Below are 19,346 nucleotides of genomic sequence, written 5' to 3'. Positions count from 1 at the left end.
ATTATTCTATATTACCGCAAAATCGATATCCTTCTCCATGCACTGTCATGATGAGCTCATCGGTATTTGAATATTCCTCAAAATGTTTCCGAATTCGGCGAATTGTAACATCTACAGTGCGATCTTGTGGTTTAAATGCTCTACCTGTCATTTTACGCAGAAGTTCTTCTCGAGTTAGCAACTTACCTGGGTTTTCACAGAAATAAAGCATTGCGCGAAATTCACTGCGTGGCAATTTTAGTTCTTGGTTTTCTGGGGTAATGAGATTATGGCTATTTAAATCTAATACCCAACCATTGAAGCGATAAAATTCTTTTCCCGATGTATTTTCCTTTTCTTGGTGAGGCAGAGTACGGTGTAGTAAGTTACGAGCCCTAATAGTAAGTTCGCGGGGATTAAATGGTTTGGTTAAGTAATCGTCCGCACCTATTTCTAATCCTAAAATTTTATCAACTTCATTATCTCGTCCCGTTAAAAATATAAGTGGTAAATTAATATTTTCACGCAATTCACGGGCAAGTAATAAACCATTTTTTCCAGGTAAGTTAATATCCATTACCACAAGATTAATCGTGTAGTGTGCAAGAATATGATGCATTTCTGCGCCATCTTGAGCCTCAAGAACATCATACCCTTCAGCTTCAAAAATCCCTTTAAGCGTATTACGGGTCACGATTTCATCTTCAACAATGAGAATTTTTGGGGTAGCCATTTTCCATCCTTATACTTATTTTGGCGTATGCTATCGTGGTTATCATTCTAACGATGTAACATTGTTGTAACAACAGAAAAATGCTCTGATTTTTTCATTAGGTTTTGTTTTTGTGATCTACATCATAGTTTTATGCTTTCAAATTTCTTTATGTTAAAATTTTAGGCAAGTTTCTCCTTTTCTAGTTTATTTTATGAAAAAATTTATCCTTTTTTTTATATTTATTTTTACCACATTTGTAGCTAATGCAGGATTGTTTGATAAAAAACAATCATTTTTAAATGTAGATGATGCATTTGCATTTTCTGCTACATTATCTCCAGATAAAACTCAACTCCAGATTCATTGGGATATCGTGAAAGGATATTATCTTTATCAAGATAAAATCAGTGGTAGATTTGTTGATAAATCAAAATTGTTGGTAGCTCGTTTTCTACAACAATCAGAACGACATCAGGATCCTTATTTTGGTGAAGTGAGTGTCTTTACCCAACCCATAGATGGCACTTTTATCGGTGATTTTTCCCATGCTGATGATAAAGTGGAAATATCTTATCAAGGTTGTACAGAAGGTTTTTGTTATCCACCAGAAAGTAAAGTTTTACGGCTTGGTGATCTTGTTATTTCTAATGTTAAAGCTATAGAAAATAATACGGAAGAACCAGTGCTTTTATCAGAGCAAGATCGTTTGGCTGATAGCTTATTTCATAGCAAATGGGCAATTTGGGGCTTCTTTTTATTAGGCGTAGGGCTTGCTTTTACACCTTGTGTGTTGCCTATGTTGCCTTTACTTTCAGCAATTGTTATTGGTCAACAACAAAGAAGTATGTCGCGAGCATTTATTTTAACATTCCTTTATGTACAAGGGATGGCGTTGACTTATACTTTATTAGGTCTTGCTGTTGCAGCAATTGGCTTACCGTTCCAAATTGCCTTACAACATCCTTATGTCATGGTAGGGCTTTCTATTTTGTTTGTTGTACTTGCCCTTTCTATGTTTGGGATGTTTACCCTTCAATTGCCGAATAGTTTACAAAATAAACTTAATACATGGAGTCAGAAACAAACGTCAGGGGCTTTTGGTGGCGCCTTCGCTATGGGGATGATAGCCGGCCTTGTTGCTTCACCTTGTACTTCAGCCCCGCTTTCAGGTGCTCTGCTTTATGTTGCTCAAAGTGGAGATTTATTTACTGGAGCGTTCACACTTTATTTACTTGCATTAGGAATGGGTATGCCATTAATGCTCATTACATTATTCGGTAATAAAATTTTGCCAAAATCAGGTGAGTGGATGAACACAGTGAAACAAACATTCGGCTTTGTTATGTTAGCGTTACCTGTGTTTTTACTTTCTCGTATTTTGCCTGAAGCATGGGAGCCACGCTTATGGGCTGGATTAGCGACAGCATTCTTTATTTGGTTTGCGTTGCAGATGCCTAAGAGTGGTTTTGGCTATGCCATTAAAATTATTAGTTTTGCTTTGTCTATGGTTTCCGTACAACCTTTGCAAAATTGGATTTGGCAAACTCAAACTACAACACAAAGTGCGGTAGAAAATAAGCCTGTTTCTCAGGTTAAATTTAAGCAAATTAAAAATATTGAAGAATTTGACCGCACTTTAGCGGAAAATCCGCATTCGATCGCGATGTTGGATTTATACGCGGATTGGTGTGTGGCTTGTAAAGAATTTGAAAAGCTGACTTTTTCAGATCCAAAAGTGCAACAGCAATTTCAAAATATCTTATTGTTACAAGTGAATATGACAAAGAATAGCCCAGAAAATAAAGCATTAATGGAGCGCTTTAATGTGATGGGATTACCCACAATTTTATTTTTTGATGAGCAAAATAATGAGATTCAAGGAAGTAGAGTAACGGGCTTTATGGATGCCGATTCTTTTTCTAATTGGATTGGAAAGCTACTTTAGTTATTTTTTACTTTTGGTAAAAAGTATTTTTCAATTTTAATTATTGTTTAACTATTCGTTAAATATTAATATGGCGCTGTTTTAATTCATCTTTAAACAAAAGGAAAGCAAATGAACAATCTTGAAAAATATCGCCCTTATGTATTAGCGCTATTACGCATCACTGCTGCTTACATGTTTATCTTACATGGCACAGCAAAATTTTGGGAGTTTCCAATTTCTATGACGGGTGGAAATGGCCCGGTCGGTGATTCAATGATGATTGTAGGTGGCGTGATTGAAATTATCGGCTCAATCTTATTAATTTTAGGATTATTTACGCGCCCAGCTGCGTTTGTTTTATCTGGTCAAATGGCTTTTGCGTATTTCTTTATGCATGTGGCTGGAAAAGGGAATTTATTATTCCCAATTGCAAATGGCGGTGAGCTCGCGTTACTTTATTCTGTTATATTTTTGTACTTTGTTTTTTCTGGTGCGGGCGCTTTATCATTAGATAACAGACTTTATAGAAAGTAGTTTAGTTTTATAATTTTAATCCTTATTTTGCCCACATAAAGTGGGCTTTTTTTAATAAAGCACCTAGATATGTATCTAGGTGCTTTGTTGTTAGAGATAATATAAATATGTCAATAGGTATAGATTTCTGAATCAACAAAGAAATAGGCTATTTCACGTTTAGCACTTTCTAGGCTATCAGAACCGTGAACTGAATTTTCGCGTTGACTTAACGCAAAGTCTTTACGAATTGTACCTTCTTCTGCTGTTTCTGGATTCGTATTGCCAATTAAAGTGCGGTAATCTTTAATTGCATTTTCTTTTTCTAATACAGAAACTAAAATTGGTGCTGATATCATATAATTAATAAGTGGTTCAAAAAATACTTTCCCTTGATGTTCTGCATAGAAACCTTCAGCTTGCTCACGTGTTAAATGTAGCATCTTTGTGGCAATGATCTTAAAACCAGCTTGTTCAAAACGTGCCAAAATAGCACCTATAAGATGGCGATTAACTGCATCAGGTTTAATAATAGAAAGTGTTCTTTCCGTCATAAGTAAATCCTTATTCTTCTGATTTTAACAATAATAAATTTGCAAGTGTTTGTATACCAATACCTGTAGCACCCACCCCCCATAAATCGCTACCTGATTTACGATAAGTTGCTGCACAATCAATGTGTAGCCAGTTTTTCTGATAATTTTTTATAAAATAAGAGAGAAAAGCCGTTGCGGTGCTTGCACCTGCTCCAACCGGGACACTACCAATATTAGCAATGTCTGCAAATGATGAGCTGATTTGTGAACGATGGAAATCTTCAAACGGTAAACGCCAGAAGGGTTCATTTTCATCTTGAGCAGACTGGAATAGCGCTGCTACTAAGCTCTCATCCATTGAAAGTGCTGCATGATAATCATTACCTAATGCAACTTTTGCCGCTCCCGTTAATGTTGCACAGTCAACAATAAATTTGGGGTGCTGATTATCAGCTTCAATTAATCCATCTGCTAGGACAAGACGGCCTTCAGCATCTGTATTTAATACTTCAGCGGTAATGCCATTTCTATAAGTGATAATATCTCCTAATTTAAAGGCATGGCTACTCACTAGGTTTTCTGCACAACATAAGTAAAGTTTTACACGTTGATTTAACCCTCGTGTAATTGCTAATCCTAAAGCACCAGTTAATAATGCTGCTCCCCCCATGTCGGTACGCATAGTACTCATTCCATCACTTGGTTTTAGGCTGTAACCACCACTGTCAAAAGTAATCCCTTTCCCAACTAAACAGGCTAATATTGGCGCATTAGGATCATTTGTTGGGTTAAAATCAAGTTGTAACATAGCTGGGGGATTTGCTGACCCCTTACCAACCGTCCAGATACCATGATATCCTTGTTGTTCAAGTTCTTCTCCTGAAACGATCTGGAAACTTACCGCACTTTTTTTATTATAAATATCTGATTGATTTAAGATAAATTCGGCTGCATGCTCGGCCAATTTTACAGGCGTTAAGTTTTGTGCTGGTTCATTAATGATTTCACGTACAAAATCACTGCATTCAATACGTGCTAATAGTTCATCTTGTGGTTCGTCATCAAGATGAGGAAATTCAATTGAATAATCTTGTTTAGCGGTATAAAAGCCTTGGTAAAATGCCCAGCAAGATTCTAATGCCCAATTATCACCTAAAAGCTCAACTTCTTGAATGCCTATGTTACGTAACTTCCGTGCAGCGCGTTGTATTAAAGTACGGTCTGTTTTTTCATTGTTTTGTAAATGAATAGTCGCTTGTTTATCGTTAAAACTGAGAATTGTTTTTTCCCCCCAAACAGCATTAGCTTGTTGGTATGAAAGTATAATTTCCACTTTGTCCTCCAGATAAAAGAAAATGAGGGGGAACACTATACCAGTTTTATTCTTGATTTCATAAAGTAATAGTCTGATTTTAGGAGTATTTATGGATAAATTCAGGTAAAATGACTTATCTTAGTAATTAGGTTGACGTTGCGATGACTTCATTTTTTCATAAAAAATATATTACTTTTTGCATTAATGTATTTGTTGGGCTATTTTTTACAACGGTTTTGATATTCAAGAAGGGATATAGCTATGTTCCCATAACTTTAGGTGCTGTTAGTGTTATTTATGTTATTATTTATTTTATAAAATCAAAGATACATGATGAATTATCTAAAATAGATAAAATTTTCATATTTTCCTTATTATATTATTTTATTAGTTTTTTACTTTCTGTTTTTATTAATCAGGATAGTTTTAGAGAAGTTGACAACCCAAGTCGAGTTTTATTATTCATTCCTTTATTCATTTTATTTCGACATTTCCCATTAAAGATTGATACGATCTTGTATGCTATTCCGATAGGGGCAATTATAACAGGGTGCGTGGCATTATTTCAGAAATTTTATTTGGGATATGATAAGCCTTTTCCTGAAATTATGCATATTCAGGTTGGGGATATAGCTATTTCATTAGCGACATTTAGTTTAGTGATCACAATACATTTTTTCATAAAACAATATTATAAATCTGTATTAATAGGATTAGCTGGAGTTATCCTTGCGATGAGTACAAGCGCATTATCTGGTGCGCGTGGTGGCTGGGTAGGATTTCCAATTATACTGATTATTCTTTTATTACTATATCGTCAATTTCTTAGTAAGAAACTGATAATAGCTTTTTTTGCTATTATGGGTGGATCTTTTATTCTTCTTGTAATGAACCCTAAATTTAATATGACGAAGCGTTATTATGCGGCTGAGTCTGATATTAAGTTATATCTAGAAAAAAATGATAAAAGTACATCGTTGGGGGCTAGATTTGACATGTGGGAGAATGCATTTGTAGCCATTAAAGAATCGCCTATCTTTGGTCATGGGAGCAGAGGTTACGAACTATTCAGAAATAAACAGATAGAATCAGGTAGTATGGCGAAAACGACCTTGCAGTTTAATAGCTTGCATAATCAATTTTTAGAATCTTGGGTTAAACGAGGATTATTAGGTTTTATAGGATTGATAGTTATATTATTTGTGCCTTTTATTTATTTTATGAAAAATTGTCAACAACAAAATTTAGAAATAAAATGTGTCGCAATTTTAGGTGTTATGCATCTATTATCCCATTTATTCTATTTTATGAGCCAGTCATTTCTTGCGCATAATTCGGGATCGTTATTTTATTTCTTCGTTTGTATTATTTTTTATAGTTTAATTAGATCTTCTCGTTCTTCTTCCTATTAAAAAGAGAAAGAGTTAAAAATAGAAAGTCAGTTCTATGATTAAGAACGCTACTTTTTTATTAATTTACTGGAAATTCTTCAATGATAACAGGAAATTGTAAGATTTTGCCTAATCGTAGAATGGTGACGAGAACTTTTGAATTAGGTTTTGTATTTGCGATAATTTGCATCATTTCTCGGGCTGAAATGCCTTCTTGATTATTTAATTTCAAAATGACATCACCTAATTGAATGCCTGCTTTGGCTGCTGGGCTATTCGGACTTACACCAGTGATGACAATGCCTTCTTCACTACTTGAGCTGATGTCGCTTTGTACGCCAAAATAACCTCTGATAACACGTCCATCTCGTATAATTTTCTGTAAAACATCATTTGCAATATCCATTGGAATCGCAAAATTTAGTCCTTCTGCGATTTCATTGGCAGTTTTGCCAATACTAAGTGTACTGATTCCAACTAATTCCCCTGCAGAATTAATTAATGCGCCGCCTGAGTTGCCGCGGTTAATTGAAGCATCGGTTTGGATGAAGTTTTGTCTGCCAACAGAATCACCTACAGCATTTCGTCCTACAGCGCTAATAATACCTTGGGATACGCTTTGTCCTAAGTTGTAGGGATTACCGATTGCTAATACCACATCACCAACGTGAGCTTGACGATTTGAATTTTGTGGTATGGTTGAAAGATTATTTACACGAATTTTGAGAACAGCAAGATCAGTGAGATTATCTGAACCAACAAGACTGGCCTCAAAAATATTTCCATTTTGTAACGCTACTACTATTTGATCGGCATTTTGGATGACGTGTTTATTCGTCAGAATATAGCCATCTTTACTCATAATCACGCCAGAACCTAAGTTATTCACTTGTAGCTGATCATTATCATTAATGCTGGCGGAAGAAAAAGAGCGGTTATAAACATTCACTACCGCAGGTGAGGCAATACGCACCGCATTTTTGAACGATACAATATCGTCTGAAGTGAAAATATTGCTGTTATTCAGTCTTGGAACCGCAAACAAAATCACGCCCGCAGCAGCCAAGCCCCAAAGTGCGGAATGGAAAAGTTTTTTAAGCATTTAGATTCCTTTCGGTGTGTAAGTTAATTTTATATCGTCACCGATTTGTTCTAATTCATTAAGTTGCCATAATGGTGCATCGGCAAGTTTAGTTAAATTCGGTAATTGGCATAGACCACGAGCATTGTCGCCAAGTAATTTAGGCGCAACGTAAATAATCAATTCATCCACTAATTTTGCATCAATTAAACTCCCCGCTAAATTTGCTCCAGCTTCTACCCAAAGCGTATTTATTTGGCGTTTTCCCAGTTCTTGCATTAATTCTTTTAGTAAATTTTCTTTTGGAAGAATAATTTGTTCGCAGAAATCAGGAAAGCCTATTAAATCTCGTGGTTCATGAGAAACTAACCAAACGGGAGAATGCGTTAAAAAAAGTTTATGAGTCGACTGAATGCAATGTTGTGAATCTAAAATGACTCGCACAGGCTGGCGAAGATCTTCTTTTTTATATTCTGTTTTTAGATTTTCAGGAAATTCATCCCAGCGTACGTTCAGGCTTGGATCATCTGCAAGCACTGTCGCAGAGGTAGATAAAAGTGCGGATGATTTTGCTCGCATTTTTTGTACGTCCGAACGAGCATCAGGGCCCGTAATCCATTTACTTTCTCCACTTGCCATTGCTGTTCGTCCATCTAAACTCATTGCAAGTTTAAGTTGAACAAAAGGCATACCTTGACGCATTCGTTTTAAAAAGCCTTTATTTATTTTTTCCGCTTGATCGTTTAATAAATTCACCGTACTTTCGATGCTGGCATCAGACAACATTTTCAAACCTTTTCCTGCGACTTGAGGATTTGGATCTTGCATAGCAGCAATGACTTTCACTACGCCAGCCTCGATTAATCCTAATGCGCAAGGCGGTGTGCGACCATAATGAGAGCAGGGTTCTAAGGTGACGTAAGCGGTTGCACCTTTGGCATTTTCGCCAGCTTGAGCTAAGGCAATGCGTTCAGCATGAGGTTGTCCAGCCTTAAAATGAAAGCCTTCCCCCACAATTTCACCATTTTTTACCAATACGCATCCCACCGATGGATTCGGTGTGGTGGTATATTGACCTTTGGCGGCTAAATCCAAGGCACGTTGCATAAATTTGCGATCTTGTGCGGAAAATTCGATCATGGTTAATCCTTTAAGCTCTCAATTTCTTTGGTAAATTGATTAATGTTATCGAAACTCAAATAGACCGAGGCAAAACGAATATAAGCCACTTTATCGAGTTTTTTTAACTCATTCATTGCGAGTTTTCCAACCAGTTTACTTGGTACTTCACGTTCACCCGTCGCGCGTAATTGAAAAATTATATGGTTAATTGCTTGTTCAACATCATCCGCACTTACAGGGCGTTTTTCTAAGGCGTGCTGAATACCACTGCGTAATTTATCTTCATTGAACGGCTCTCGAGTACCGTCAGTTTTAATAATTTTTGGTACGATTAATTCGGCTGTTTCAAAGGTAGTAAAACGTTCATGACAATGACCGCACTCACGACGGCGGCGAACCTGATAGCCATCCGATACCAAACGGCTATCAATTACCTTGGTTTCTTCTGTAAAACAAAATGGACAGCGCATAGACAATTCTCCGTAAAAAGGGCGGTTATCTTAGCAAAAAATCGGTTCTTTGACGATTAGCTTTATGCTTTTCTTGTCTTCTTTTATACGAATAATAAGCCAAACCAATCTTTTGTTTGTTTTAATAATTTTTCAATATTTTCAGTTTGTTCAAATCTTGAGGTCTGCGCCAATATGCGTGACCAATATGGATCTGCTTGAGCGCCGTAGCTGTCTTCGCCCAGTTCCTGAAGTTTTGTAGAAATGTTGTCAAAATCTACCGCACTTTCATCGTCCACAATAAAATGATTAATATTTCTTATCGTTGGCACCAATTGAATTTCTATTTGGCTTTGTAAATAATCTTTTACGTAAATTTTTAATTGAGCGAGAGCGGCTTCACGATCAATAGGCGGTAATTCGATAACTTGATCTTGCGTAATTAATTTTGGTGGTACCGCATTTTCTTGTGTGACACATTGAATCAAATAATAAATCCAAGGACGGATGCAATAGCGATCTTTGTATTTTGCAAAATGCCACTGAATCACCTGTGAATCATCGCCAAATAAAGGCTCCATATAACCAAATAGACGAATTTCTTGATTTTTATTGTGCCAATTTACGGATAGATTGAAATCGACGGAAGCATGTTTGGCTTCGCCAATATCCGCTATTTTCTTTTTAAATTCCAAAACATTGTCTCGAATATTTTCAGCATAAACTTTTCCAAATTCGGCTCGAGGTAACACGCCTTTTACTTCTGCTTGTCTAAAATAATCAGCAAAATTTTGTTCATCAAGATAGATTAAGTCATTATTGAGCGCGTAATTATCTAATCCACTTAAGGTAAAGTTCTCACTGTCGGCAATACGAGCATCTTCATCACGGAAATAGACACCGAGTTGTTTTTCAAAGAAAAATTTCACTGGGTTTTCAACAAAGCTGACTAAACGATCCAGTTCAATTTCTTCGATTTTTTCTGGGTTTTCAGTCATAGGGACGGCAAATTCTGAATTGTTGGAACTCGCGTCAAATTGTGCTATTGGCAACCATTTTGTCGCAAAAGAGCGGGTGAATTTCTCGTTATATTTGAAATTATCCGGGCTAAATGCTGTCATTGGATGCTCAATCACCGTAAGGGTATTTTCGCTTTGCCCTTGATTAATATAATCCACGAGTTGGCTTACTAATACAGAAGGTTCTTTCGGTTGATTATCTGTGATGGAACGGCCAACATAGCTGATATAGCAATAATCACGTGCTGCCAATAAGGCTTCTAAGAACAAATAGCGATCATCATCACGGCGAACACGGTCGCCTTTTTGATGGTGATATTGCATTAAATCAAAACTGTTTGGTGTTTGTGTTCTAGGGTAATCCGCATCATTCATTCCAAGTAAACAAACTACCTTGAATGGCACTGAACGCATTGGTAATAAGGTGCAGAAGTTTACTTTTCCTGCAAGGAATTTTAGGCTATTTGGAGCATCTTCCAATTTCATTGTGATGACATCGGCAATCACATCTGCTTGTAATTCTTCAGTAAAATGGAGCGCTTTTAGATGCTCAGCTAATTCATTAATTTTCTCTTGAATATAGAAAACCGTGTCGCTTGTGTCTTCATTTTGCACGAAGAAATCTGATAAAAGTGCGGTTAAAATTTCTTGCCATTTTTCGATGGAATGTGCTTGTTGCAGCGTTTCATGCAGCGCGGAAAGTGAGGAAAAAAAGTGAGATAAATTTCCAGCAAATTCACCTTTTAAGCCATAGCTGCTGTTTAACCCCAGACTATCTTGCCAAATACCGTGTTCTTCACGCATCGCATAACCTAAAATCATTCGTTCTAATCCAGCCTGCCAAGAATTGAAATTGATACCATCTTGATTTTTTTGCAAACCGAAACGAATCCCTGAATCCGCTACCCATTCTCTCACTAATGGTAAATCAGCAAGAGAAATATTAAATCGTTCTCGCATCGCAGGAATATCCAACAACGCTAAGACATTCTCTGCACTAAAATTGCTTTCTTTTAAGCGCAATAAAGTTAAGTAACTTGAGACCAACACATCGCTTTCTGAAAGTTTATTATCTGAAAGTGAAAATGGAATTTGTTGCGCATCTCCATTTTTTTGCCCGAAAACTGCCTGAATATAAGGCGTGTATTGGTTTATATCTGCCACCATAACAACCACATCTTTTGGCGTAAGGTTAGGATCTTGATTAAATAAATCTAATAAATAATCGTGCAATACTTCCACTTCACGCATAGCACTGTGGCAAGAATGTAGGGTTAAAGTGCGGTCATTTTTTGTGATATTTAACGGTTTATTTTCTAAATGCAGAATTTGAGATTGTAATTGCCCAAGCAAACCGTTTGATTTAATTTCTTGATAGGCACTGATGGGATAAGTTGGAATATGTTCTTCATCTCGCACCAAGGTGTAAAGAAAATCTCGCCCCATTTTTCCCCAAGCAGCCAGTAACGGATTGCCTACTTGAAGGTTTTCTTTTTGATAAGTGACATCAAACTGAGCGTTTTCTAGTTGAGAAAGTTGATCCTCGGAAAAGAGCGGTTGATTTTCATTTTGTTTATTGAATTGATAACGCTTGCGAGAACGCAAATAATCGAGGCGTAAATCGCTAATATCCCCCCAATACTCTTGGCAGGGATTATTAAAAAATAAATGAATATCTACTTCAGAGGACATGGCTTGCAAAATATTGAGATAAGCAGTTGGAAGCGCAGGAATACCAAAAATAAATATGCGTGAAGGTAATTTTTTCGGCGCTTTTTTATCGGCAAGCAAGGCTAAGAACTGATTATGCAAAGCCACTCGATGTGTGGCATCACCAACATCTGATTTAACATCGACGACCAATGCACGCCATAACTCACCTTGCCATTTTATATTGCCTTGAATTTGCTCAAATAAAGTATCGTTTAGGTTAGGTTGCTGTTTTTGTATTTGAGCAGTAATTTGTGTATCTTCGCCTTTTTCCCAAGCAAAAATCCATTCTGGTCGATAAACTAAATATTGGTCAAATAAATCGGCAATTTTGCTGCTGAGTTGATAAAGTTTGTATTGTTCAGAATGAGGCGATGATGCTAAATAATTGCGTAAAGGTGAAAAACTTTTTTTCTCGAGAAAAGTCGGGATTAATCGCATTAAACGCCATGTCATTGAATCTTTATCAAAAGGGTTTTCTAATGCCGTTGCGGGTAAGTTTTGAGCATAAAGTTGCCATATAAAACTTGCTGGCATAGGAAATTTGAGATTCGCTGAAATGCCTGTTTCTTTCGCTAATTCAATTTGCAGCCATTGCGCCATACCCGGGCTTTGCACCAAGATAATATCTTGCTGAAAAGGATCTTCTGGAGGTAATGATTTGAATAAGGACGAAAGAATTTCTTTTTGTTTTTCGAGTTGATTAGAGTAGTAAACAATGAACACAATGGCGACCTTTTGAGGATTTGATTTAGAAAAAGACAAGCTCAATTTTACTTAGTTTTTATCGAAATTTCACCCATAGGATAACGCACAATGACGCGTTCGTTTTGACATTGAACGCGAAAAGTTAAGCCATTTTGTGGTATCAATTGTTCACAAGCTAACCCTAAAAATTGGCGTTGAGCTTGATTCTCTGCAATCTGTATTGCCTGAAAATCTTGATAAGTTTTCACCGCACTTTTTCTTTGGCTTGCCGTCCATTGATTGAAAGCAATAAATAAAATGCTAAATAAAGCCAAAGAAAATAACAGGGTAGTGAGCGACATGCCTTTATTCATCTGGAACATTAAAATCACTCCAACTTTTTTCTGCCAACTGCCACTGGCTATATTGTTGCACTAAGGTTGTTACGACAGATTTGCCATAGGCCAACGTCACCCCATCTAAAGTTAAATTCCCGTTGGTGATCACCGCGCCACTAATCCTTCCTTTGCCCGTTAGTTTTAAATCTCCCTCCGCAATTAATACGGCAGACACGGTGCCATTAATTTGAACCTCCGCTTGTGAATCTGAAAACCAATATAGTTTAGGTGTTTTATTCGCATTTAAAATCTTGGGCGGGGAAGAAAAGCGCGGTCGAAAATCCGTTAGTTTTTCTGTGTGAATAAAATCTTTCAATGCACCCTGATTATCGCCTCTCGTAGGCGATTTTTTAAATAGGCTTATTCTTTCACACCAAAGAAAATATTGAATGGCATCGGTGGCGCCATCAAGCGTGATGCTGATTTGCTTTACACTTTCGTTATTATTTAACGGTAAATCAAGGCAGGCAGTTTGTTTTTTCTCCTCTGTCATTTTTTGCAGTTGTAATGTTCTTTCCACATAGTGTTTTCGTTGATTTTGTTGCGCACGAAAAAAACTTAAATGGCTCTCATCCAATAATAAAAACGCAGTTAATAAACCTGAAATAAAAATCAGAATAGTCAGCGTGATAATGCCTTTTTGTATTGTCATTATTTTTGATTCCGTTATTTTTGATTCCATAGCGCAACGACAAGGGATGTTTCATAACTGATATTTGAGGTTTGTTTTAAATTTCCTTTTAGCTTGATTTCTAATCCTTTACCTTCAATTAACCAATTAAATTGTAGGGTAGTGACTTCGTATTCATTGTTGTCTAATAAATCCGTCCAGCCGCCCCCAGCGTTGCAAGCCGATTGTTGAAACGCTCGTTTACAAGTTTCTGCTGTGCAATTAGTAGGAATAACACTTTGATAAGTCAGTTTGGTTTTTATCATTTTGTTACTCACTTTATAACCGAATAATTCTTCTGTACTATTTTTGGATGCATTTTTCCCATTTTTCATACAGGTTTTAGGCGAATCTTTGCCAATACACCCATTTTTATTTAAATCATAAAAGAACAACACGCAACTATTAGGTGGGGCGTTATCTTCTTGGCTAATGAAAATAGCTGTGCCTTGTTCATCTAATTCAAATAAAGATAAATTGCTTTCTATTCCTTTTGTATTTAATGCTCTAAATCCCAATCGCCGAAGATCTTTACCGATTAGCTGTAATGTTCGTTGTAATTCTGCTTGTAGTTTTAAATGTAATAACATGTGTTGATTTTGCGTTTGTATTTGCACATAAAAATGTGAAATGCTTAGCAATAATAAAGACGATAGCGCCAGCGAAATCATCAGTGCTAATAGGGTTTGTCCTTTTAATAATCTTTTCATGATTGATTGCATGCACTAGCCGCTTGATTGGTTTTCAAACGAATACTGCCAACATTGAAAAATGAAAATAATGTACGTTCATGTTCCGCTTGCAGAATAAAGCAACGAGTAACACTGGTATTACGAGCACCATAAAACCTCGTGATTTCTTTGGGATAAATATAATGGCTTTGAATCATTGTTTTTTTAGGAAAATAAGGATAGTAAAAATGAGCATAGGCCTCTTTCGGGCAGTTTGTTGGGTTTAAACAATCACAAGTTTGATCATTTTTTACTTGTGCTGTTAAGCACCATTGTTGTGTCGCAAGGTTACGATTGATTAGTAAAAACCACACTTCTGATGAATTTTCTGCTCGAGCCTGAATTTGGCGTAGAAATAAATACAGGCGATGTTGCTCTTTGGTTAAAATCGTTTTAGGTGAATCGGTTTGCCATAATGGGACGGCAAAACTCAGCGCAATGCTGATAATGGCTAATTCAATCAATAATTCTACTAATGTCACACCTTTCTGCATAAAACGCTCCAATTTTCTACCGCACTTTAATGGTAAATAATTAATGGAAAAATCACTTCATGCTATTTTTGCGATCTGTATCGCAAACTTTTCCTGAAAACCTATAAAAACCATTGTTTTATAATTTTCAACTGGTTATTTTGGCAAATCTCGCTATAATGGCGCGGAATTTTTCTGTTCTTTAAAATCTGGTGGAAATATGAATCCAATGTTAAATATCGCAATTCGTGCGGCACGAAAAGCGGGCAATGTGATTGCTAAAAATTATGAACGCCGTGATGCTATCGAAAGCACACAAAAAGGTATTAATGATTATGTGACAAACGTTGATAAAGCGGCAGAAGCAGAAATCATTGAAATTATTCGTAAATCTTATCCTGACCACACCATCATCAGCGAAGAAACGGGTGCGCTTGAAGGCAAAGATAGTGATGTACAATGGGTGATTGATCCACTAGATGGTACCCGTAATTTTATGACGGGCCTTCCTCATTTTGCCGTGTCTATCGCAATTCGTGTAAAAAATCGCACTGAAGTTGGGGTTGTTTATGATCCAATCCGTAATGAATTATTTACCGCTGTGCGTGGTGAAGGCGCAAAATTAAATGAAGTACGTTTGCGTGTAGATAGTAAACGTGAAATTCAAGGTTCAATTTTAGCGACCGGTTTCCCATTCAAACAACCAAAATTAATGCCAACTCAATTTGCAATGATGAATGCCTTAATTGAAGATGCCGCGGATTTCCGTCGTACTGGTTCTGCAGCATTGGATTTATGCTATGTGGCGTCAAACCGTATTGATGGTTATTTTGAAATGGGCTTAAAAGCATGGGATTGTGCTGCTGGCGATTTAATCGTGCGTGAGGCGGGTGGCTTAGTTTGTGATTTTGATGCTGGTAACGGCTACTTACGTAGCGGTAATATTATTGCAGCACCAGCGAGAGTATTAAAAGAAATGTTGAATAAAATTAGACCGTGTTTAGGTGAGAGTTTTAACGGTTAATTGTTTTATAAATAGCGCCATTATTAAATGGCGCTATTTTTACCCTTTAAAGTTTGGAATGTAAAAATTCTGAGATAAAAAAAGCAAGGTGATTTACCTTGCTTTATTAATTTGGTGATAATCTCACCTGAACTAGCAATATAAGACTTTGATTTATAATAACTTTATTTGTTGGGTTTGTGTTCAGTGTTACTATTGGTGTTACTAAAAAATGAAGTGATAGATTATCTATAATAATTAAAGCACTGGTATGCTACCTTGTGAGTTAATGGTAGCACAACAATAGGAAAATATCTAAAAAAGTAAAATAGTATTATTCGACTATTTTTTAGACAGAAATTTTTAAAAATTTTCTTAATGAAAACATTAGTTATATATGAGAATGAATAAGATAAGTTTCCTATGTTGGAAAGCAGAAAATTTGTTCAAAAAATGCTTGCAAGCAATCTGGAGGAAGTATAGGATGGTCTCAAGTTGATTTTAGTTAGACCATACAACAGTAAGGATTTCTTATTAATATATGAAATAGAGGCTATACGCCTTATCAAAAGTGATATTACAGATCATTTTTTTAAACGCAATAATATAAGGGTATTACTAACTAAAGAGTAATACCCTTTTTATATATAGGGGTTTTACCATGGATAGAATAATCAGGGTAAAAGAATTTTTAACGATATTAGGAATATCTAAAAGTACATTCTACACTTGGCAGGATAAAAGTTCTGCTTATTATAAGCCTAATTTTCCCAAAAAAGTTAGCCTAGGAGCTAACTCCGTAGGCTACTTTGAATCTGATGTAAATCGGTACTTAAACAACATTAAAAACCTAAATGAGGTGATCTATGCTTAAAACAGTAGATGATAAGATTTTTTCAATTATTAATAGGAAATTGCCATTAGAGAAACGTTTTAAGAAGTTAACTAGCAATGCTAGAAATGTCTTATACACATTAATCATAAAAAGTAAAAATGAAAATAAAGAAATAACGTTAACTACTTTCAACTCGGAATCTGTTTTTAACTTAAAAAGAGATTTATTCATTAAAGCTATAAATGAATTGATAAAAGTAGATTATTTAAAAAGAATTGAAATAGATAATATCTATATGCTAAAAATTTAAATCCAAGCCACTATTTAGTGGCTTTTTTATGGAGATTATTATGAAGAAAGAAAATGTAAGTTTTCCAGATAAATGGAAGGGATGGAGATTAAAAAATAATGAGATTGATTACAATGTAGATGATAATAACTATCTACTTTCTAGGCGTAACTATTTACTAGATAAAGTAGATGATAGCAGTTACAAACTTAAGAATAGCATAGATAGCTATTCAAATAGGCAAGTCTTAGCTTGGGGTTGCGGCTCAGGGAAAACCACAAATTTAAAGGTTCTTTGTGCTAATACTGATAAGTCTACTTTGATTATTGTAAAAACAAATGAAGAAATTAAAAGGCTTGTATTTGATGTTAAAGCATTAAATCCTAAACAGTCCATTTGTGGAATTTATAAAGGAAGCGATACATTAAAAGAATTAGAATGTAATATTTATGCTTTGTCAAAATATAGAATAGTAGTAACTAATAACTGGAGGGCTTTATATGAATCAAGCAATATATTTATTAACTATGATGATCCCATAAAGAAAGAGATAACAAAGAGAGAATTAGTTATCTTTGATGAATTCCAGACCCCTTATACGGATATAGTAGTAAAACATGAGAAATTATTAGTAGAACTTTATAAGAGAGAGTTGATATACGGAAAAGAGATAAGGCTAAATAAGGAGACAATTAAGAATATAATAAATTTTGACAAAAATATATTTAATGAATTATTTAATGATTTACCTGATATAAAAAATGAAAAACTATATCATGAAAGAGTTAGCTGGCTATTCAATAAACTTATAGTATCTTTAGGAGATCTATCTAATACAGATATATCATCAGATATTATCATACACCAAGATATTAATGACTTTATAGATGAAGATACAAAATTAATTATTTTAGATGCCACAGCAGAATTTTTATTTGAAGGTAGTAATAATTGGAATATAGAAAGATATAATCAAAGTAAAGTAGTTATAAATAATAATATTTATTATGATACATTGTTATCAACACGAAGGACAAGAAAAAGTAATGAGAAACATAAAAAAGATATTGTTGAAGACATAAGAAAACTTGAGAAATATATTTCTATGAATAATGGAAATAAACATCTTGTTATTACATGGAATAATACATTTCATATAGAGAATCTACCTAACTTCATTAAAGAAAATATTAGTAAAGATTTGCGAGATAAATATGAGGTTATTCATTATAATTCAGGAAAGTGTAGAGCTACAAATGAGTATATAAAATATGATTCAATAATATTTTTTGGTGAGTGGTTTAATAATTCATTTCATGCAGAGAGACTTTCTGAAGTATTAAATACTAAAATAGAATCTAAAGATCTAGTAAAATCAGAAATAGTTCAAGCAATTTTTAGAACTCAAGCAAGAATAGGAAAGTCAGTATCTATCGCATTTTTTTACAATTATAATGAGAAATTATTGGATGGATACGATTCATTTGAAGAAAGTATTAATAGTATATTGAATATAGAAGATAATGATTTTAAAAGAATGGTTAAAATGAGAAGGATATTAAATATAATGGAAAATGAATTGAATAAGAATACACTAAAAAAAGTAAAAAACTTCATTCGTAAAATGAATATTTTAGATTTAAAAAATGAAATTATGGAAATTAAAACCAGCCTTAAAGAATTAAATGATATTGTTGATCATAAATTTAAATCTAGGAGAGATGTTATACCACTTCAAAATGCTCTCATGGAATACCTTAATATAAATTTAACTTTATAAAATAAAAGCCTAATAGGGAGTTAATCTATTAGGCTTTATTTTTTATTGAATAGTTACATAAAAATCTTTTCCATTATCACTACTTTCAATTTTATAACGTATAGGTGCTTTTATGCCACTGTTATATTGATTTCTATAAACTTCTATTGCTTGTTCATGTTCTCTAACCATTTTATCTAACTGTTCTTTAGTTTCAGATAAATATTTATCCCTTTCTTGTTGATAATAAATTTTTACTCTATTAATATCTTGAGGATAAGATTCTTCTAAAATCCTAAGATTATCTTCAATATTCTTAACCTTATCATCCCTTTCTTGATTGAATCTATTTTTATGATGATTGTAATTATTAGAAAGTTCCTTTTTGTTACGTTCTAAAGACTCAGACACTTCTTTATCGCTTGCTCCTGCTCTTTTATAGTTTTTAGCATCTAATTCGATTTGGCTAGACATTCTTTTATAATGATTTTCATTTTCTAGTAATTTTTGTTCTGAATCAGAAATAGCTTTATTTTTATCTGAAGAAAGACTGTTCTTTTTACTAGAATATTTATTTTCTAATTCAGATAACTGTTCTTTTTCTCTTTTATCCATTTTTAATGAAAATTCATTAAATGCATTTTTTAGCATTATTTCTTTTTTTGGGTCTTCGGAATATATAATGGAATTACTTTCTTAATAGTTTAAAAACAACTGGTGTTTAAATTGGATTTTCTGGTGGGA

The 19,346-nt window shown here is 34.6% G+C and carries 19 protein-coding genes; 7 read left to right on the top strand and 12 right to left on the bottom strand.

What is annotated here, in order from left to right; genetic code table 11:
* Window position 1 precedes the first annotated feature (1 nt).
* Window positions 2–712, bottom strand: a complete 711-nt coding sequence (gene arcA / locus KKW16_RS05985; protein WP_140524121.1) for a two-component system response regulator ArcA — start codon at window positions 710–712, stop codon at window positions 2–4.
* Window positions 713–905: 193 nt separating this feature from the next.
* On the opposite strand from arcA, the gene KKW16_RS05980 reads away from it, so the two are divergent.
* Both KKW16_RS05980 and KKW16_RS05975 read left to right on the top strand, forming a co-directional pair.
* On the top strand, window positions 906–2,639 hold the full coding sequence (locus tag KKW16_RS05980) for a protein-disulfide reductase DsbD (protein ID WP_048953493.1): 1,734 nt from the start codon (window positions 906–908) through the stop codon (window positions 2,637–2,639).
* Window positions 2,640–2,750: 111 nt separating this feature from the next.
* Window positions 2,751–3,155: a DoxX family protein gene (locus tag KKW16_RS05975; protein ID WP_048953494.1), complete on the top strand. Its 405-nt coding sequence runs from the start codon at window positions 2,751–2,753 to the stop codon at window positions 3,153–3,155.
* Between the two features lie 110 nt (window positions 3,156–3,265).
* On the opposite strand, the gene ndk is transcribed toward KKW16_RS05975, so the two are convergent.
* Window positions 3,266–3,688 carry a nucleoside-diphosphate kinase gene (gene ndk / locus KKW16_RS05970; RefSeq protein WP_048953495.1) on the bottom strand — a complete coding sequence of 141 codons (423 nt, stop codon included), beginning with the start codon at window positions 3,686–3,688 and terminating at the stop codon, window positions 3,266–3,268.
* Window positions 3,689–3,698: 10 nt separating this feature from the next.
* A complete protein-coding gene (gene pepB / locus KKW16_RS05965; RefSeq protein WP_048953498.1) occupies window positions 3,699–5,003 on the bottom strand; it encodes an aminopeptidase PepB in 1,305 nt (434 codons plus the stop codon).
* A gap of 143 nt (window positions 5,004–5,146) precedes the next feature.
* On the opposite strand from pepB, the gene KKW16_RS05960 reads away from it, so the two are divergent.
* Entirely contained in the window at window positions 5,147–6,397 is a 1,251-nt protein-coding gene (locus tag KKW16_RS05960; RefSeq protein ID WP_048953499.1) for an O-antigen ligase family protein, read from the top strand.
* A gap of 58 nt (window positions 6,398–6,455) precedes the next feature.
* Here KKW16_RS05960 and degS read toward each other — a convergent pair whose 3' ends face one another.
* From degS to KKW16_RS05920, 8 genes are all read right to left on the bottom strand, one after another.
* The gene (degS, locus tag KKW16_RS05955; protein WP_048953500.1) at window positions 6,456–7,478 is read right to left on the bottom strand and encodes an outer membrane-stress sensor serine endopeptidase DegS; all 1,023 of its coding nucleotides are present in this window, start codon (window positions 7,476–7,478) and stop codon (window positions 6,456–6,458) included.
* Window positions 7,479–8,597 carry a bifunctional diaminohydroxyphosphoribosylaminopyrimidine deaminase/5-amino-6-(5-phosphoribosylamino)uracil reductase RibD gene (gene ribD, locus KKW16_RS05950; protein ID WP_048953503.1) on the bottom strand — a complete coding sequence of 373 codons (1,119 nt, stop codon included), beginning with the start codon at window positions 8,595–8,597 and terminating at the stop codon, window positions 7,479–7,481.
* 2 nt (window positions 8,598–8,599) lie between these two features.
* Window positions 8,600–9,049: a transcriptional regulator NrdR gene (nrdR, locus tag KKW16_RS05945; RefSeq protein WP_005627362.1), complete on the bottom strand. Its 450-nt coding sequence runs from the start codon at window positions 9,047–9,049 to the stop codon at window positions 8,600–8,602.
* 83 nt (window positions 9,050–9,132) lie between these two features.
* Window positions 9,133–12,483 (bottom strand): exodeoxyribonuclease V subunit gamma, encoded by a 3,351-nt coding sequence (recC, locus tag KKW16_RS05940; protein WP_048953505.1) that lies wholly within the window; start codon window positions 12,481–12,483, stop codon window positions 9,133–9,135.
* A gap of 47 nt (window positions 12,484–12,530) precedes the next feature.
* Window positions 12,531–12,818, bottom strand: coding sequence for a DUF5374 domain-containing protein (locus tag KKW16_RS05935; RefSeq protein ID WP_048953528.1), 288 nt, complete (start codon window positions 12,816–12,818; stop codon window positions 12,531–12,533).
* Window positions 12,811–13,494: a DUF2572 family protein gene (locus KKW16_RS05930; RefSeq protein ID WP_048953507.1), complete on the bottom strand. Its 684-nt coding sequence runs from the start codon at window positions 13,492–13,494 to the stop codon at window positions 12,811–12,813. The genes KKW16_RS05935 and KKW16_RS05930 overlap by 8 nt, the downstream gene beginning before the upstream one ends.
* A gap of 14 nt (window positions 13,495–13,508) precedes the next feature.
* The gene (locus tag KKW16_RS05925; RefSeq protein ID WP_048953530.1) at window positions 13,509–14,225 is read right to left on the bottom strand and encodes a PulJ/GspJ family protein; all 717 of its coding nucleotides are present in this window, start codon (window positions 14,223–14,225) and stop codon (window positions 13,509–13,511) included.
* Window positions 14,219–14,737 carry a type II secretion system protein gene (locus KKW16_RS05920; RefSeq protein WP_215768055.1) on the bottom strand — a complete coding sequence of 173 codons (519 nt, stop codon included), beginning with the start codon at window positions 14,735–14,737 and terminating at the stop codon, window positions 14,219–14,221. The genes KKW16_RS05925 and KKW16_RS05920 overlap by 7 nt, the downstream gene beginning before the upstream one ends.
* 199 nt (window positions 14,738–14,936) lie before the next feature.
* On the opposite strand from KKW16_RS05920, the gene suhB reads away from it, so the two are divergent.
* From suhB to KKW16_RS05900, 4 genes are all read left to right on the top strand, one after another.
* Window positions 14,937–15,740 carry an inositol-1-monophosphatase gene (suhB, locus tag KKW16_RS05915; RefSeq protein WP_065265564.1) on the top strand — a complete coding sequence of 268 codons (804 nt, stop codon included), beginning with the start codon at window positions 14,937–14,939 and terminating at the stop codon, window positions 15,738–15,740.
* A gap of 640 nt (window positions 15,741–16,380) precedes the next feature.
* Window positions 16,381–16,593 carry a helix-turn-helix transcriptional regulator gene (locus tag KKW16_RS05910; RefSeq protein ID WP_010129411.1) on the top strand — a complete coding sequence of 71 codons (213 nt, stop codon included), beginning with the start codon at window positions 16,381–16,383 and terminating at the stop codon, window positions 16,591–16,593.
* Window positions 16,586–16,864 carry a hypothetical protein gene (locus KKW16_RS05905; RefSeq protein ID WP_140524352.1) on the top strand — a complete coding sequence of 93 codons (279 nt, stop codon included), beginning with the start codon at window positions 16,586–16,588 and terminating at the stop codon, window positions 16,862–16,864. Before KKW16_RS05910 ends, KKW16_RS05905 begins: the two co-directional genes overlap by 8 nt.
* A gap of 40 nt (window positions 16,865–16,904) precedes the next feature.
* The gene (locus KKW16_RS05900; protein WP_005644504.1) at window positions 16,905–18,623 is read left to right on the top strand and encodes a hypothetical protein; all 1,719 of its coding nucleotides are present in this window, start codon (window positions 16,905–16,907) and stop codon (window positions 18,621–18,623) included.
* A 42-nt stretch (window positions 18,624–18,665) separates the two neighbouring features.
* Here KKW16_RS05900 and KKW16_RS05895 read toward each other — a convergent pair whose 3' ends face one another.
* The gene (locus KKW16_RS05895; RefSeq protein WP_005644465.1) at window positions 18,666–19,253 is read right to left on the bottom strand and encodes a hypothetical protein; all 588 of its coding nucleotides are present in this window, start codon (window positions 19,251–19,253) and stop codon (window positions 18,666–18,668) included.
* Window positions 19,254–19,346 lie beyond the last annotated feature (93 nt).

Origin of the sequence: Haemophilus sp. SZY H8 (assembly GCF_018829755.1) — a bacterium.
Classification (GTDB): Bacteria; Pseudomonadota; Gammaproteobacteria; order Enterobacterales; family Pasteurellaceae; genus Haemophilus; species Haemophilus haemolyticus_K.
The sequence above is the reverse complement of the archived record's forward strand: the minus strand, read 5'-3'. Positions and strand labels throughout refer to the sequence as shown.